General features: G+C 71.4%; 10 protein-coding genes. 1 reads left to right on the top strand and 9 read right to left on the bottom strand.

Features of this window, described 5'->3' with window-relative positions:
* Positions 1-3 precede the first annotated feature (3 nt).
* The 9 genes from icmH to B5V46_RS18860 all read right to left on the bottom strand — a co-directional run bounded on the left by icmH (position 4) and on the right by B5V46_RS18860 (position 15,294).
* Complete coding sequence (gene icmH, locus B5V46_RS18900; protein WP_080618238.1) at positions 4-1,533, bottom strand: type IVB secretion system protein IcmH/DotU; 1,530 nt, start codon at positions 1,531-1,533, stop codon at positions 4-6.
* Entirely contained in the window at positions 1,533-2,864 is a 1,332-nt protein-coding gene (tssK, locus tag B5V46_RS18895; RefSeq protein WP_080618237.1) for a type VI secretion system baseplate subunit TssK, read from the bottom strand. Before tssK ends, icmH begins: the two co-directional genes overlap by 1 nt.
* 89 nt (positions 2,865-2,953) lie before the next feature.
* Positions 2,954-11,191: a hypothetical protein gene (locus B5V46_RS18890; protein ID WP_080618236.1), complete on the bottom strand. Its 8,238-nt coding sequence runs from the start codon at positions 11,189-11,191 to the stop codon at positions 2,954-2,956.
* A gap of 250 nt (positions 11,192-11,441) precedes the next feature.
* Positions 11,442-12,650, bottom strand: a complete 1,209-nt coding sequence (locus B5V46_RS18885; protein ID WP_080618235.1) for a hypothetical protein — start codon at positions 12,648-12,650, stop codon at positions 11,442-11,444.
* Entirely contained in the window at positions 12,647-13,054 is a 408-nt protein-coding gene (locus B5V46_RS18880; protein ID WP_080618234.1) for a biopolymer transporter ExbD, read from the bottom strand. The genes B5V46_RS18885 and B5V46_RS18880 overlap by 4 nt, the downstream gene beginning before the upstream one ends.
* A 4-nt stretch (positions 13,055-13,058) precedes the next feature.
* Positions 13,059-13,517, bottom strand: coding sequence for a biopolymer transporter ExbD (locus tag B5V46_RS18875; RefSeq protein WP_080618233.1), 459 nt, complete (start codon positions 13,515-13,517; stop codon positions 13,059-13,061).
* Positions 13,518-13,523: 6 nt separating this feature from the next.
* The gene (locus tag B5V46_RS18870) at positions 13,524-14,168 is read right to left on the bottom strand and encodes a MotA/TolQ/ExbB proton channel family protein (protein ID WP_080618232.1); all 645 of its coding nucleotides are present in this window, start codon (positions 14,166-14,168) and stop codon (positions 13,524-13,526) included.
* 52 nt (positions 14,169-14,220) lie between these two features.
* Positions 14,221-14,682, bottom strand: a complete 462-nt coding sequence (locus tag B5V46_RS18865) for a hypothetical protein (RefSeq protein WP_231119334.1) — start codon at positions 14,680-14,682, stop codon at positions 14,221-14,223.
* 90 nt (positions 14,683-14,772) lie between these two features.
* On the bottom strand, positions 14,773-15,294 hold the full coding sequence (locus B5V46_RS18860) for a hypothetical protein (protein ID WP_080618231.1): 522 nt from the start codon (positions 15,292-15,294) through the stop codon (positions 14,773-14,775).
* A gap of 167 nt (positions 15,295-15,461) precedes the next feature.
* On the opposite strand from B5V46_RS18860, the gene B5V46_RS18855 reads away from it, so the two are divergent.
* Entirely contained in the window at positions 15,462-15,887 is a 426-nt protein-coding gene (locus tag B5V46_RS18855; RefSeq protein WP_196774417.1) for a DUF1036 domain-containing protein, read from the top strand.
* The last annotated feature ends 27 nt before the right edge of the window (positions 15,888-15,914 follow it).

Here is a 15,914-nt window from a genome sequence, read left to right as displayed (position 1 = left end):
CGCTCAGTCCTCCCGCGGTATCATGATCTCGACGCGCCGGTTCATCGCCCGGCCGCCAGGCGTGTCGTTTCCGGCAACCGGATCGGTCGCGCCCTTGCCCTCGGCACTCAGCCGCGCCGGATCGGCGACCAGACCGCCCAGCCGTTCGGCCACCGTCTCGGCCCGGGCCAGCGACAGATCCTGGTTGCTGCGGAACCGGCCGCGGCCCGACATCGGCACGCTGTCGGTATGGCCGACCACCCGCACCGGGCCGTCCTCGCCATCGAGCATCGCCGCGATCTCGGCCAGCAGCGGCCCGGACCCGTCCTCGAGCTCGGCCGAGCCGGTGGCGAAGCGCAGCGCCTCGCGCAGCCGCACCAGCACCCAGTCATTGACCTGATCGACCTCGACCCGGCCCGCCTCGAGCGGTTCGGCCAGCGCGGTGCGGATCCGGTCCATCTGCGTCGTCTCGGGCGCCCGATAGGGCGCGATCACCGGCTCGGTCCGCTCGATCGCGATCTCGGGCTGTCCGGCATGCAGCGCCAAGATGTCGTCGCGCACCGTCGCCCCCTGCCGGGTCAGAAGCGTCGACAGCGTCGCGAACAGCGCCACCAGCATCGCGGCGGCAATGGCCGCGATCACCCAGAGCGGGGTCTGCCCGCCGCGCCTGCGCGCATCCAGCGGCACCGGCGTCCAGTGCGGCGAGACATCGTCATCGGGCCGCGGCGAGATCCGGCGCAGGGTCTCGTAGATGGCGCTGCGGATGCGCGCCAGCTCGGCCGCGCCCGAGGGCATCGCCCGGTACTGGCCCTCGAAGCCCAGCGACAGGCAGACCAGCATCAGCTCGAGCAGGTGATAGCGCTGCCCGGGCGCCTTCATCGCCTCGTCCATCTTGCGGAAGAAGCCGATCCCCGACGAGCGCTCGCCGAAGAACCGCGCCACCATCGAATATTGCAGCCACATCGCCCGGTCGGCACCGGGCAGGTTCTGCACGATGTCGTCGGCGGTGGCCGAGAGCGCATATTTGGCGTCCCGCACCTCCGAGGCGGCCAGCCCCGCGGCCAGGCAGCGCCGCTCGATATCGTCGATCTCGCGGGTGACATGGTCGATCAGTGGTTCGGCCTGCATCTCGACCAGCCCGGTCCGGAGCCGTCCCAGCAGGATCAGAAGCTGGGTCGCCTCGGCCAGAAGCGGGTTCGAGGCGGCCCCGCGGCCGGCATCGGCCGCCCGCAGCGCATCGTCGAGCGCGATCCGCGCCTGGACCGGGCGCGGCGCGGCCTCGGGGCGGCGGATCTCGGGGAAGATCCCGGCCGCCGCGCTGCGCTGGCCGGTGCCCGGCTGGTAGAAGGGATGCGGCCCCGGCCCCCCCGAGACGGGCGGCACACCGGTCCCGGGCGGCGAGCCGAAGGCGGTGCGCTCGGCCCCGGGCGGGGTCTGCGGATAGACATTCCAGCCCGAGCCCGGCGGATAGGTCAGCGGATGGGACGGCAGCGGCGGCGGCGGCAGCGGCTGCCCGAACACGGTCTTGTCGTCATCGTCGTCGCTGTCTGCCATCACGCCCCCTCAGGCACCGCCCAGAGTTCAAGCTTGAGATCGGGCCAGTTGCCCGCGAAATGCATCCCGATCGCGGGCGCGCTGGAAAACTCGCTCCAGAGTGGCGTCGAGCGGTCGAGCAGGAAATAGACATTGGTCGAGACCACCCGGATCTGCCGCGGCGGGTTGGGCAGATGCACCAGCCCGATGCCGGGAAGGTTGTTGTTGATGATGGTCTTCATCTGGGTCGAGGGCCCGACCTTGCAGAGCTGCGGGAACTGCTGCTGGACCTCGGCCAGAGGCAGGCCCGAGCTGACCTCCAGCACGAAGGTCGCCTGGGCGAAGAGGTTCCGGTCGTTGATCAGCGCGGCATAGGAATTGGCGCGCACCTCCTGCAGGGGCAGCCTGACGGCCCGGCCCACGTCGCGCGCCAGCAGCCGCTGGATATCGGCCACCACCGGCGGAAAGCTCGCCTTGGGATCGTCGTGGCGATAGGCCTCGTAGGCCGGGGCGCGGCGCTCGCCCTGATCAAAGGTCGCAAGCTCGCCCGCCAGCGAGACCAGCTTTTCATACAGCCGTTCGGGATGGACGCTGGCCATGGATTTCAGGTGCCGGAGCACCGGCAGCTCGCGGTTCAGAAGCATCAGCATCAGATAGTCGCCCGCCTGCATGCCGCCACCCGAGGACGGATCGGCCGCATAGCGCGCCAGCGTGTCGAGCTTCGATTCGATCCAGCCGATCACCCGGCCCAGATAGCCGTCATAGGCCGGATGCACCGCAAGCCGCAGCGCGGTCGGCGGCACCCGGTCGTCGAGCGTGACGATGCCGTCGCGCAGATCGAGCACCCGGCCGAGCCTGAGGCACTGATAGCCCGGGCGGGGGGTCTTGCGCAGCGCCAGCTCGAGCCGCGGATGGGCCACTTCCAGCACCTGTTCCGAGCGCGCGGCAGCGGCATTGTCGGCCACCGTCTCGCGGCCCAGCACATAGCGCGTGGCGGCATCGGCGGCCGCGGGCGCGACCTCCTGGCCGTCGACCGGCGCATCGGGCAGGGTCAGCCAGAGATCGAGCCCGGCCCCGTCCTCGGGCACATCGACCGCGACCGGCAGGGGCGAGGCCCCGGGCGCCTCGAAGGCGGTGCCGTCGGGCATCGTCCCCACCGCCGCCAACAGCCCGATCCGGCCCTGCTGCAGCATGTCGCGGTCGAAGCGCAGCTCGGCCAGGCCCCAGGGATAGGGCGACAGCGCGGCCACCTGCGCGCGGATCAGATGTTCGAGATGACGGTCGGCCTGCTGCAGGTGATGCGGCTGCAGGAACAGACCCTCTTTCCAGGCGACCTTGCTGAAACGGGACATGGCTCGAAAAGCTTCCTATCTCTTTGTCGTGTGTCTCGGGCAGGCGCCCGCGAAGGCCCGCGCCCCGGCCCGGGGCGCGGGCGCGCGTGCTAGAACTGGAACCGCATCTGCGCGGTCACGCCCCAGCCTTCCAGATCGTCGCCGAACCGGCTGTCGACCCGCACCGAGGCGTCCATCTGCCGGGCCGCCCCGGCCTGACCCTTGCCGAAGACGCGGGTATAGTTGAAGCCCGCGCTGAGCTCGCCATAGTTACCGAGCCCGTCATTCTCAGACAAGAGCGGAGCCCCGAGCGGCGCGCCGCTTGCATCGAGCTCGTAATACTTCGCAACCGAGCGGTCGGAAAAGTCGTGATAGGCGGTGGCGGTGGCGAACCCGTTCAGCACCGCCACCCCCGAGGGCAGAACCCGGCTGCGCGACAGCGTCAGCGAGGCGAAGCCGATCTCGTTGGTGATCGGGTCGAATTTCAGCACCCCGTCATCGCTGTCATCGGCCGGGTCGTTGCTGAAATAGAGATCGTCCGACCGGGTGCGGCTGATCGAGAAGCCAAGCGACGGGATCAGGCTGAAGCCGCTGTCCTCGCCCAGCGGGAAGGCATAGCCCATCGTGCCCGAAACCGTGTGCCCGGTGCTTTCATAGCTCTGGTCGTCGACCCCCAGCCGCTCGCCATAGGCGCCCGAGGCCACCCGGTTCTCCAGATCGAAATCGGTCTGGTTCACGGTGACCTGCAGATCGGCGAAGAACCGGCCCTTCGAGGCCCCGACATAGGCCCCGCCATAGAGCTGCTGGAAGTCGGTATGGTTGCGGCTGGTCTGGATGCCCTGGTTGACGGTGCCGGTATCGGGATCGAACAGATAGACCGGCTGCTTGATCGACCCGTCATTGAGCCCGAAAATGGTGCCGAAGCTGAGGTTCCAGCCATCCTCGCCGCCGTCGAAACAGCTGTAGTCGAGCCCGGCCTGCACCCCGCCATAGCTGGCATCGATCTCGGTCGAGAAACTGCCCAGAGCGGTATGCGAATTGCCGCTGGCGGTGGCCTTCCCGCCCATCGCCCGGCCCCAGCTGCCCCAGCCGCAGGGCGAGCCTTCGGTCGAGGCCAGCCCCGAGACATAGGGGCTGGTCGGCCGGTTCACCACCGAGCCGATCAGCGACTGGGTCAGGGCCAGCCCGCTGGCCAGCCCGCCGAAGGCCGGGTTCGCCCCCGAGATCAGCCCCCAGCCGTCGCCCGCGTCATTGCGGTCGAGCCGGTAGAGGATGCTGCCGCTGCCGGGCAACCCGGTGGAGCGGACCGACAGCCCGCCATCCGAGCCGTAGGACAGCAGGTCGAGCCGGTCCCGGATCTGGCCGTAATCGCCCGCGGTCAGGTCGTTGAAGGCCAGCACCACGCTGCCGCTTGCGACCCCGTCGATATAGATCGCATCGGCGCTCTGGGCGCCATCGGTCAGGTCGATATCCATCGCGATGGTGCCGTTCAGCTCGGCGTCGCCCGTCACGTCGAGACGGTCGCCGGTCGTGCCGTCGGCAAGGCTCAGCACCGCGCCATCCGACAGGGTCAGATCGCCGTCGATGGTCGCGCTGCCCGAGGCCCGCAGCTGGCCATACGAGACCAGATCGCTTGCCAGCCGGCTGCCATCGGCCAGCGTGACGCTGCCATAGCTCGTCAGCAGATCTCCGGTGACGGTGGCATTCTCGCCAAGGCTCAGCTGGGCGCCGGTCGCGCTCGCGCGGCCCGGGCTGCCCAGATCGAAGCTGCCGCCGAAATCGAGACTGCCCGCCACCAGATAGGACCCGAGCCCCGAGATGGCGCCGGTGATCGCGGCGGTATCGTCTGCCGCCACCGTGAGGGTGCCGTCATTTGCGAGCGTGCCGTCGATGGTGCCGCCAAGCGCGATCTCGCCGTCATTGTCCACCGCTCCGGCAACCGTGCCGTCGATATCGGCCTGCGCGCCTTCGGCATTGACCAGATCCGCTTCCAGACGGCCCTCCGCGCTCACGTTCAGCTGGCCGCCGTCGCGGTTCCGGAAGGTTCCGCCCTGAAGCGTGCCGGCGCCGATGGTGGCGCTGCCGTCATTCACCGCCGCGGTGCCATCGGCCAGCGTCAGCCGGCCCGATTGCAGGTCGAACCTGCCGCCATCCGCGATCCCGAGACCGCCGCCGAGCGCCAGATCGCCCGTCACCCGCGCCTCCGAGCCGCTGCCCGCGGTCAGCGCCCCGTCGATCCGGCCCGAAACCGAGGCCAGCGCCCCGCCCGTCGCCGCCACATCGCCGGAGACCGTGCCCGAGGACAGGAAGCTCCCGCCCGAGGCCGCCACCGAGCCGCCGATCGTGCCGCTGTTGTCGGTCCGGCCGCCCGTCACCGTCACATCGCCGGTGATCGTGCCGCTGTTGTCGGCCTGGCCCGCGCTGCTCAGCGAGGCCAGCCGCCCCGCCGTCTCGAGCCGCCCCGCGCTGCCGACCGTGGTCTGCCCCGCGACCGAGCCATCCGCCCCGATCCCGAGCCGGCCGCCGGTCACATCCGCGCTGCCGCCGACCGCGACATCGACATCCGCCGCGCCGCCAGAGACCGCGAGATCGCCCGAAAGCGCCCCGCCTTCCAGGCTGGCACTGCCGCCCGAGACCGTCAGGCCGGTCAGGCTGCCCGCCGTCACCGTCAGCGTCCCGTCCGACACCGTCACATCCTGCAGGCTGCCGCTGCTGCGCGCCGTCCCGCCGGTCACGCTCAGATCGCCCGAGATCGTCCCGGCATTCTCGAGCGTACCCGAGCTGCTGACATCGGCCGCGATCTCGGCGCCCGCATTGTTGGTCAGGCGGCCCGCCGAGGTCACGGTATCGGCCTCCAGCCGGCCGTCATTGGTCACGCTGCCGCTGGCCGAATTGTCGAGCGCGGCCAGCTTCAGCGTCGAGCCCACACCGATCGTCACCGTTCCGGCATTCTCGAGCGTGGTCGCGGCGCCGATCATGCTGTCGCTCGCGCCGATCCCGAGGCTGCCGGTCGCGGTATTCTCCAGCACGTTCGGGGTCGCGCCGCCCAGCGTGATCACATCATCGCCGCCATCATCGGTAACGATCCGACCGGCATTCCGGATCGGCTCGTCGCCGCTCTGATCGCTGTCCGCGGCAATCGAGCCGCTGCCGGTGAACTCGATCAGCCCGCCCTCGCGGTTCTCGATCGCGCCGGCATCGGTCACGCTGGCGCCATCGCCCACGGTGATCGTCCCGCTATTGTCGAGCGTGTTGCCGGTGCCTTCCAGCGCCGCCCCCGCGCCCAGCCTCAGCGTGCCGGCATTCCCGATCCGCCCGGCCTCGAGCCGGCCGCCCGCACCGATCTCGACCGTGCCGCTGTTCGACACCTCACCGATCCCGGTGAAGGACAGGCCCGCGCCAAGCTCCAGGCTGCCGGCATTCTCGACATCATGGCCCGCCCCGTCGAGCGAGGCCACGATCCGCGTCCGCCCGCCAGTGTCGGTCCGGAGCGTGTCGTTCAGATCGTTCTGAAGGTCGAGCTCGCCCTTGTTCACCACCGTCCCGACGAAGTCGATATCGCCCGACATCGAGGCCCCGTCGCTGATCGTGATGGTCCCGGCCGTCACCGTCAGCGCCCCGTCCTCGGCCGCGATCCGGCCATTATTGGTGAAGCCGCCGCCATCGGTCAGGGTCAGTGCGGTCTCCGACCCGCCCCGGGTCTCGATGCGGCCATCATTGGTCACATCCCCCGCAACCGTGGTCGTGCCCGACAGCCGCAAGGTCCCCTCGCCGCTGCCCGTATCGCCCTCGATGGTCAGATCGTCGCCGAACTGCCCGCCCTCCGAGACCAGGACCCCGCCGCTGCCGACGGTGCTCTTGCCCTCGACCGAGCCGCTGTTGCTCGCCGTGCCCCCGGTGACGTCGAGCGAACCGCCGATGCTGCCCGTATTGTCGAGCCGACCGCCCCCGACCGAGATATTCCCCGAAAGCCGCCCCTCATTCGAGAGCGACCCGCCCTCGACAGAAACAGCGCCGCCAATGGTCCCGCTATTGCCGACCGCGCCATCGGCAAGCTGCAACCCGCCGCTGACGCTGCCGCTGTTGTCATAGCGCCCGCCGGTGACCGAGACCCCGCCCGAGACCGTCCCGGCCGTCCCGGCGCTGCCGCCGGAGACCGCAAGCCCGCCCGAAAGCGTGCTGCCCTCTCCCGCCTCGAGCCGCCCGCCCGTGACGTCCACCGCTCCGGTGACGGTGCCGTCGATATCGGCCTGCGCGCCTTCGGCATTGACCAGATCCGCTTCCAGACGGCCCTCCGCGCTCACGTTCAGCTGGCCGCCGTCGCGGTTCCGGAAGGTTCCGCCCTGAAGCGTGCCGGCGCCGATGGTGGCGCTGCCGTCATTCACCGCCGCGGTGCCATCGGCCAGCGTCAGCCGGCCCGATTGCAGGTCGAACCTGCCGCCATCCGCGATCCCGAGACCGCCGCCGAGCGCCAGATCGCCCGTCACCCGCGCCTCCGAGCCGCTGCCCGCGGTCAGCGCCCCGTCGATCCGGCCCGAAACCGAGGCCAGCGCCCCGCCCGTCGCCGCCACATCGCCGGAGACCGTGCCCGAGGACAGGAAGCTCCCGCCCGAGGCCGCCACCGAGCCGCCGATCGTGCCGCTGTTGTCGGTCCGGCCGCCCGTCACCGTCACATCGCCGGTGATCGTGCCGCTGTTGTCGGCCTGGCCCGCGCTGCTCAGCGAGGCCAGCCGCCCCGCCGTCTCGAGCCGCCCCGCGCTGCCGACCGTGGTCTGCCCCGCGACCGAGCCATCCGCCCCGATCCCGAGCCGGCCGCCGGTCACATCCGCGCTGCCGCCGACCGCGACATCGACATCCGCCGCGCCGCCAGAGACCGCGAGATCGCCCGAAAGCGCCCCGCCTTCCAGGCTGGCACTGCCGCCCGAGACCGTCAGGCCGGTCAGGCTGCCCGCCGTCACCGTCAGCGTCCCGTCCGACACCGTCACATCCTGCAGGCTGCCGCTGCTGCGCGCCGTCCCGCCGGTCACGCTCAGATCGCCCGAGATCGTCCCGGCATTCTCGAGCGTACCCGAGCTGCTGACATCGGCCGCGATCTCGGCGCCCGCATTGTTGGTCAGGCGGCCCGCCGAGGTCACGGTATCGGCCTCGAGCCGGCCGTCATTGGTCACGCTGCCGCTGGCCGAATTGTCGAGCGCAGCCAGCTTCAGCGTCGAACCCACACCGATCGTCACCGTTCCGGCATTCTCGAGCGTGGTCGCGGCGCCGATCATGCTGTCGCTCGCGCCGATCCCGAGGCTGCCGGTCGCGGTATTCTCCAGCACGTTCGGGGTCGCGCCGCCCAGCGTGATCACATCATCGCCGCCATCATCGGTGACGATCCGACCGGCATTCCGGATCGGCTCGTCGCCGCTCTGATCGCTGTCCGCGGCAATCGAGCCGCTGCCGGTGAACTCGATCAGCCCGCCCTCGCGGTTCTCGATCGCGCCGGCATCGGTCACGCTGGCGCCATCGCCCACGGTGATCGTCCCGCTATTGTCGAGCGTGTTGCCGGTGCCTTCCAGCGCCGCCCCCGCGCCCAGCCTCAGCGTGCCGGCATTCCCGATCCGCCCGGCCTCGAGCCGGCCGCCCGCACCGATCTCGACCGTGCCGCTGTTCGACACCTCACCGATCCCGGTGAAGGACAGGCCCGCGCCAAGCTCCAGGCTGCCGGCATTCTCGACATCATGGCCCGCCCCGTCGAGCGAGGCCACGATCCGCGTCCGCCCGCCAGTGTCGGTCCGGAGCGTGTCGTTCAGATCGTTCTGAAGGTCGAGCTCGCCCTTGTTCACCACCGTCCCGACGAAGTCGATATCGCCCGACATCGAGGCCCCGTCGCTGATCGTGATGGTCCCGGCCGTCACCGTCAGCGCCCCGTCCTCGGCCGCGATCCGGCCATTATTGGTGAAGCCGCCGCCATCGGTCAGGGTCAGCGCGGTCTCCGACCCGCCCCGGGTCTCGATGCGGCCATCATTGGTCACATCCCCCGCAACCGTGGTCGTGCCCGACAGCCGCAAGGTCCCCTCGCCGCTGCCCGTATCGCCCTCGATGGTCAGATCGTCGCCGAACTGCCCGCCCTCCGAGACCAGGACCCCGCCGCTGCCGACGGTGCTCTTGCCCTCGACCGAACCGCTGTTGCTCGCCGTGCCCCCGGTGACATCGAGCGAGCCGCCGATGCTGCCCGTATTGTCGAGCCGACCGCCCCCGACCGAGACATCCCCCGAAAGCCGCCCCTCATTCGAAAGCGACCCGCCCTCGACGGAAACAGCACCGCCAATGGTCCCGCTATTGCCGAAGCTGCCTTCTTTCTGGGTCAGCGAGGCGATGGTGCCCGCATTCGAGCTGCCGGTCCCCGAATTGACCACCGCCCCGGCAGAGCCTTCCTCCAGCACGAAGCGCCCGGCCGAGGCGATCTCGATATCGCCCAGCCTCCCGCCTCCGGCCAGGGTCAGGCTGCCGCCGGTGACCGAGGTGCCGCCGGTCAGGCTATTGTCGCCGGTCAGCCGCACCGTGCCATCGGTCTCGAGCGACAGCCGCCCCGCCGCGCCATCGGCCAGAACGCCGCCGAAATCGGTGCCCTCGCCCAGCGAGAGGAGCGCATCGCCGCTATCGGTCAGGATCCTGCCCGACCCGGTCAGCGCCCGGATCCCGACATCGTAACCGGCGAGATCCAGCGCCGCCCCGGCGCCGAGCCGGGTGCCCTGCGCTGCGGCGAACATCCCCGCCGCGGCCTCCGAGCCGATCTCGAACCGGGCCAGATCGAAGCCGAGCGAGACGCCCTCTTCCAGCGTCACCGAGGCCATGTCGAGCCCGATCACGGCATCCTCGCCCTCGGCCGAGAAACTCAGATCGCCCGACAGCGCCATCGCGCCGGTCAGGCTGAGGGTCGAGCCCGCAGCCGCACTGATCGCGCTTTCGCTGCCCGCCTCGGTCGTGACACTGCCGCCGAAGCCATCGGACAGATCGGCGACCAGCGTGCCGCCCGCCAGCGTGAGCGCATTGTCGTTCAGCGCGCCCCCGGCATCGGACAGGCCCAGCCGTCCGGCCTCGATGCGGAACCCGCCCCGATAATCCGAAAGCGGCCCCGACAGCGTGAAGTCGCCGCCGCCGGTCAGTGCCAACAGGCTGTCGGAGCTTCCCTTAAGGCTGCCCCCGAAAGCCAGGGTCTCGGCCTCGGACAGGGCGATATCGAGCCTGTTTCCGCCCAGATCGGCCGTGCCCGTGCCGTCAAGCCCGCCCACGGTCTCGTCGCCCGCCAGCGTCCAGAGCCCGCCACTGCCCAGGGTCACGTTCTGTCCCGCGCTCAGCGCCGCGCCATTGGTCATGAGGCTGCCCCGGTCAACCGAGACATCGCCCGAACCGAGGTTGCCGCCCGCCGCGACCGTCAACGCTCCGCCCGAGACGCGCGTGCCGCCCGCATAGCTGTTCGCCGCGCCCAGCGTCAGATCGGTGCCGTCCCCGACCGTCAGCCCGCCCGAGCCCGAGATCGCAAGCCCGAAGCTCAAGGCCGGGCCGCCCGCCACCGTCAGGCTGCCGCCCGCAAGCTCGAGCCCGCCGCGCGCACCCTCGGCCGAAGCCAGCCCGCCCACGGTCTCGTCCTGCTCGATGCGCAGCACCGAGGCCGCGCGGCCGTCGATCCCGCCCGCAAGGGTCACGCTGCCGCCATCCGACAGCGCCGCACCGCCGGTCGCGACCACCGTTCCCGCCTCGATCACGGTGCCGCCGGTCTGGCTGTTGGTACCCGACAGCGTGATCTCGCTGTCCCCGGCCGCCCGCAGCCGCAGCGCCCCGGCGCCCGAGATATCGCCCGCCAGCCCGGTATCGACCGAGGCCTCGACCAGCAGATCGTCCTCCAGAACGAAGGCCAGCGTCTCGTCCATGAAACCGCCGCTGCCCGCGACGGTCAGGCGCGCCGCCGTCTCGGACGCATCGTCGGGCAGGGCAAAGGTCAGCGTGCCATTGGTCAGAACCGCATCGGAATTCCCGGTCAGCTCAAGCGCGCTCAGCGTGGCGCGCCCGGTCTCGAGATCGAGCGGCCCCGTCGCGGCCTCCTTCAGGACGACCCCGACCGGCACGCCGTCAAGGCCCGGCGCATCGCCCTCGATCGGGTTGTCCTCCCCATCGGCCCAGTTCTCGGGATCGGCCCAGATCCCCTCGTCGCCCTGGCCGCTCCAGTAAAGCGTGCCGGCCCCGGCCGCCGCCGCCCCCAGCGACAGCACGGCCGCCAATGCGGTGGTGCTGCGCAGGGCCTGCCTCAGAAAACGCCGAAATTGCGGCTGAAACGGCTGACTATCGCCCTCGACCCGGCTCAAGCCGGCCTTCTTTACAAATACCATAACAACCCCTTGGTGAACCGACCGAATTACAAATCCCTGGACCCTGTGGACCACCGCGACATTTTGCTCCGGTCTGGTCTTAATCGTTAAGGCGGCGGGGACAACCCATCGCCCGAATTTCATCTTTTTTATGACCTTATTTGCCTACAATATACTTTTGCGCGAGCCAACTGCGTCAAACTCAACGCAGTTAACCCCCCCTCTCCCGGCCCCTCGGCCCGGGCTTTCAGCGCAGGTCGAATCCCACCAGCGCCAGCGCCGCAGCCCCCAGCGCGGCCCGGCGCCCCGGCGGAAAGACCTGATCGGCGCGCCGCCCGATCTGGGCGCGCAGCCCCGGCACCGGCCCGTCGCTCGCCACCGCCAGCAGCAATTGCGAGGTGTCGCGCGCGGGCCCGGCCAGCGTCACCGGCACCTCGAATTTCGCCCGGTTCCCGGCAAAGGACAGGAAGCGCTGCAGGTCCTGCACAACGCCGTTATTGTCGATCAGAAGCAACAAGACATAGCGCCCGCCGACCCCGCGCAGGCTGCCGGTCAGCCGCCCGCCCGACACGATCTCGGCTCGGTCGAGCCCCAGCCCCAGCCGCGTCGCGGGATAATCGGGACTGTCGCGCAGCAGCTCCAGAACCGGGCATTGCCGCGGATCGATCAGGCGCCGCCGCTCGGCGGTTCCGGCCAGATCGCCCGTCAGAAGCCGCCCGGCATAGTCGGCCATGCCCGCCTCGGAGGCCGCGATCAGATCGACCCCGGCCCCGCCCTCGGCATCGCGCCGGGGCAAGGCCAGCAGGCAGTCCGGGGCCGGGGTCTCACGGATACGGCGAATCAGCGCCGCCGCCGCCAGATCGCGGGCGCGCGGCTCGGACGGACCGGCGGCCGGACGCTGCGCGATCCCCGTCCCGGATCCGGCGCCCGTCTCGACACCGCCACCGGCGCCATCGCCGGTCCCGACCGGGGTGAGTCGCTCGGGCGCGACCGCGACCGCCGCCGCTCCCGCGCGCGCCATCACCGGCGAGAGCCGGTGCGAGGGCACGGGTTGCGGCAGGCGGCCCGCAAGCGGGGCCTCCGCTGAGGATGCGGCAGGCGGCGGGCCTGCCTGCGAGGAAGCGGGCGGCCTGCGCGCGGCGCGGGGCTCGGGACGGTTGTCGGGTCCGGTCGCGGGGCTCGGGCCTTCCCCGCTTTCAGGGTTCTCCTCGCCCGGCCCCAGCGCCGGATCGGCGGCATTGGCGCGGCCCTCGCTCAGCCGCAACCCGGCCAGCGTGTCGCTGTCCAGCCGCTCCAGCGTCACCTGAAACCGCGGCGCGGGCCGGGCCGGCGCCACCGGCTCGCGCCCCAACCAGACCGCAAGCGCCGCCCCCAGGACGCCATGCGCGGCCAGCGCAGCAAGCCCGGCCAGAGCCCAGCCCCGCCGGGGCTCGGGTCCATAGGGCAGATAGCTCATTGCCCCGCCCTACCCGCGCGCACCGTCACCAGCACCACGTCGCGCCCCTCAAGCCCGGCCGAACCCAGCAGATGCAGCAATTGCCGCGCCGGGGCGCTGCGATCGATCAGCAGATGCACCCGCGAGGCACCCGCCAGCGCCCCGGGCAGCCCGGCCAGCGTCACCGCCTGCCCGTCCAGCGCTAGCCGGCCATCGGGCGTCAGTTCCAGCAGCGGCCGGGGCAGCCGCGCCGGGTCGAAGGCGCGGGTCTCGGCCAGCCGCACCCCGGTCGGCGCGTCGCGGTTCCAGAGCCCGCCGCTGACCAGAAAGAACAGGATCAGCAGCAGCACCAGATTGACGATGGCAATCGCCGTATCGGGCCCGCTCCGGCGTCGCCGCACCGGCAGGATCGTCCGTCCCCGCATAGGCTCAGCCCTCCCCGCCAAGGCCGAGCCGGACCTCGGTCAGCCCCGCCGCCCGCAGCCGGTCGAGCGCGGTGGTCAGATCCTGCACCCGCGCGCCCGGCCCCGCCAGCAGCACCACCGGCGGCACCGGATCGCGCGTCGCCAGCGCCCGCGCCAGCGTACCGATCTCGTCGAAACCGAAGCGCTGGCCACCCGCGGTCAGGCTGCCCGGCCCGATCTGCCAGAGCCGGGTGCCCGCGGGCAGCACCGCCCCCGCCGCCTCGGCGCCCTCTCCCCCCGGCACCCGGGTCTCGGCCAGCCGGTTGCCCGCCGCCTGCGCCAGCGGCAAGAGCGCATAGGGTGTCAGCCCCGAGGACAGCATGAAGAAGATCAGAAGCTGGAACATGGTGTCGGCCAGCGCCGTCAGCGCAAAGCGCGGGCGCCGCGCCCTGCGGGGCCCCCCAAGCAGCGGTGGCCGCGCCATCGCGGTTCAGACCCCGCCGTCAGAATCGACCCGGCCATAGATCGCGGCCGAGATCGCCGCCTCGAGCAGCGTGCGCTCGGCCTCGATCCGGCCCTCGAACCAGGTCGCCAGCGCATTGGCGATCAGCGCCAGGGCAAGCCCCGCCGCAGTCGTGGTCAGCGCCGTCCAGATCCCGCCCGCAAGACTGGCCGGATCGGCCGCATCGGCGGCCAGCGACAGCGCCGAGAAGGCGTCGATCATGCCGACCACGGTGCCCAGCAGCCCCAGCATCGGCGCCGAGCTCACGATCAGTTCCAGCGCGCGCATCCGCTCGCCCATCCGCGCCAGCTCGATCAGCGCGGTCTGGCGGCCCAGCTCCTCGGCATAGCCGGTCTCGCCCGGCCGCGCCTGCGCCGCCGACATCACCGCGCGCAGCACCCGGCCCAGCACGGCCCGCCCGGCCACGGCCCGCTCCATCGCCTCCTCGACCCGGCCCGACAACCAGCAGTCCAGCACCGTCTCGGCCAGCGCCCGGCGGCCGACGCCCATGCGGCGGAACTGCCAGGCCTTCCAGATCGAGATCGTCAGCGCCATCACCGACAGCACCCCGAGCGCGGCGAAGACCGCAAGCGTGGCAGGCGTCAGCAGACCGGACTCGGACAGGTTGGGCATGGGAGATTCTCCTCAGGGCGCGGCGGGGGGAAGGGGCGGAGGGCCGGGAATGTCAGAGACCGAACTGGATCGCGCCGCGGGCGCGGGTCTCGAGCCCCTCGAGGCAGACCGCGCTTTGGGCGCCGTCTTCCGACCGGACGCAGCCCGGCGCGGCATTGACCACGATCCGCGAAATCGCGTCGCAGGGCTGGTCGGGCATGTCGAACTGCACGACGCGGGTCTTGCCCGGAGCCATCGCCCCGAAATCGAGCACCAGAAGCTGGCTGACGATCCCTTCGGCATCGAAGATCGCGACCTCATAGGCGATCTCGGACAGGCCGGTCTCGCTGCGATTGGTGGCGACATAGGTCAGGCGGCAGGCGCCGGCGGGGGTATCGGCGGCGGCGTTCAACTCAAGCAACATCCCCGAGGCAGCCCCGGAGGCTCCCTGGGCAAGGACGGGCCCGGGCGCTGCCAGGAGCAGGGCCAGGACCAGCGTGCTCGGCAGCGGAACGAAACGCGGAATACGGATCATGAAAGCCTCTCGGATCGGGCGGGTCGCGCAACCTTTGCAAAAGAAACCGGCGCCCGAGTCAACCGCAACCGCGCCGCAGAGGGGCCGGGATCAGCGGTAGACACCGATCAGATAATGCGCGCTGTCGACCTCTTCCGGCAGGGGGTACCCGGCCGCGGCCTCGTGGCGGAACGGCGGGCGCGGCGGTGGCGCCATATCGGCCGCCGCATCCGGGCGGGCCGCCAGCCGGGGAAGATCGATCGAGACAAGCTCGGGGCCGTCGCCGCGTGGCTGCAGGGCGGATCCCGGAAACGCCGGCCTCATCGGCGCAGCCCTCTCGGGCAGGACCGCCTCGGGCCGCGCCGGTTCGGTGGCCCCGCCCCTCGGCCCTGCCCCTGCGGGAACCGCCGGGACCGTGCGCCGCAGGAACACCGGCAGCGCCGGGTCGCCCGGCTCGGCGCGGGCAAGGCGGGCGCCCTCGACCGGTGTTCCGGCAGGCAGGACGGCCGCAGGCACAACCGCAGCGGGCGCCGGAGCCGCCGTCCGGCGCTCCGAAACCAGACCATGGCCGAGAGCCAGAGCGAGGCCGCCCGCGACCGTCAGGCCGACCAGCAGCGAAGCGAGTGCAGTCATGCGTATCATGCAGCAATGGCTAGCAGATTCCTCCGCCGCGCACAGCCGCCAAGCGCCGGACCCAGGGCCGGTCGGCCGGTCTTTGCCAATCGCCGCCGCGGCGGGGGCTTGCCTTGGCCCCTGCCCCCGTGCTTTGCCCGAAGACGCCCGCGCCCCGAGGAATGCCGATGCCCCGCGCCCCGCACGCCTGTCTGGTCCCGCTTTGTGCCCTGCTCTCGACCCTGCTGGCGGCCGCCCCGGCCATGGCCGGGTTTTCGGTCTGCAACCGCAGCCTCGACGAGGTCAATCTCGCCCTCGGCCAGCCCGGCGATGACGGCTTCGGGACCTCGGGCTGGTGGCTGATCGGGCCCGGCGAATGCGCAAGCCCGCTCGACCGGCCGCTCGGCGCGCGCTTTCTCTATGTCTTCGCGCTGGACGCCTTCGGCCGGGTGCTGCTGGAGGGCGCCACTCCGATGTGCGTCGGCCCGGGCCGGTTCGAGATCCGCGGCGCGACAGATTGCCTGACCCGCGGCTATCTCGAGGCCCGCTTCCGCGAGATCGATACCCGCAATGCCGACGATTTCACGCTGACGCTGCATCCTGCCCCCGACTGAGCGGCCCCCGGTGAGCCGCCGGGCGAT

It is taken from the genome of Rhodovulum sp. MB263 (assembly GCF_002073975.1).
Taxonomy (GTDB): Bacteria; Pseudomonadota; Alphaproteobacteria; order Rhodobacterales; family Rhodobacteraceae; genus Rhodovulum.
This window is presented reverse-complemented; position numbering and strand designations above follow the sequence as displayed.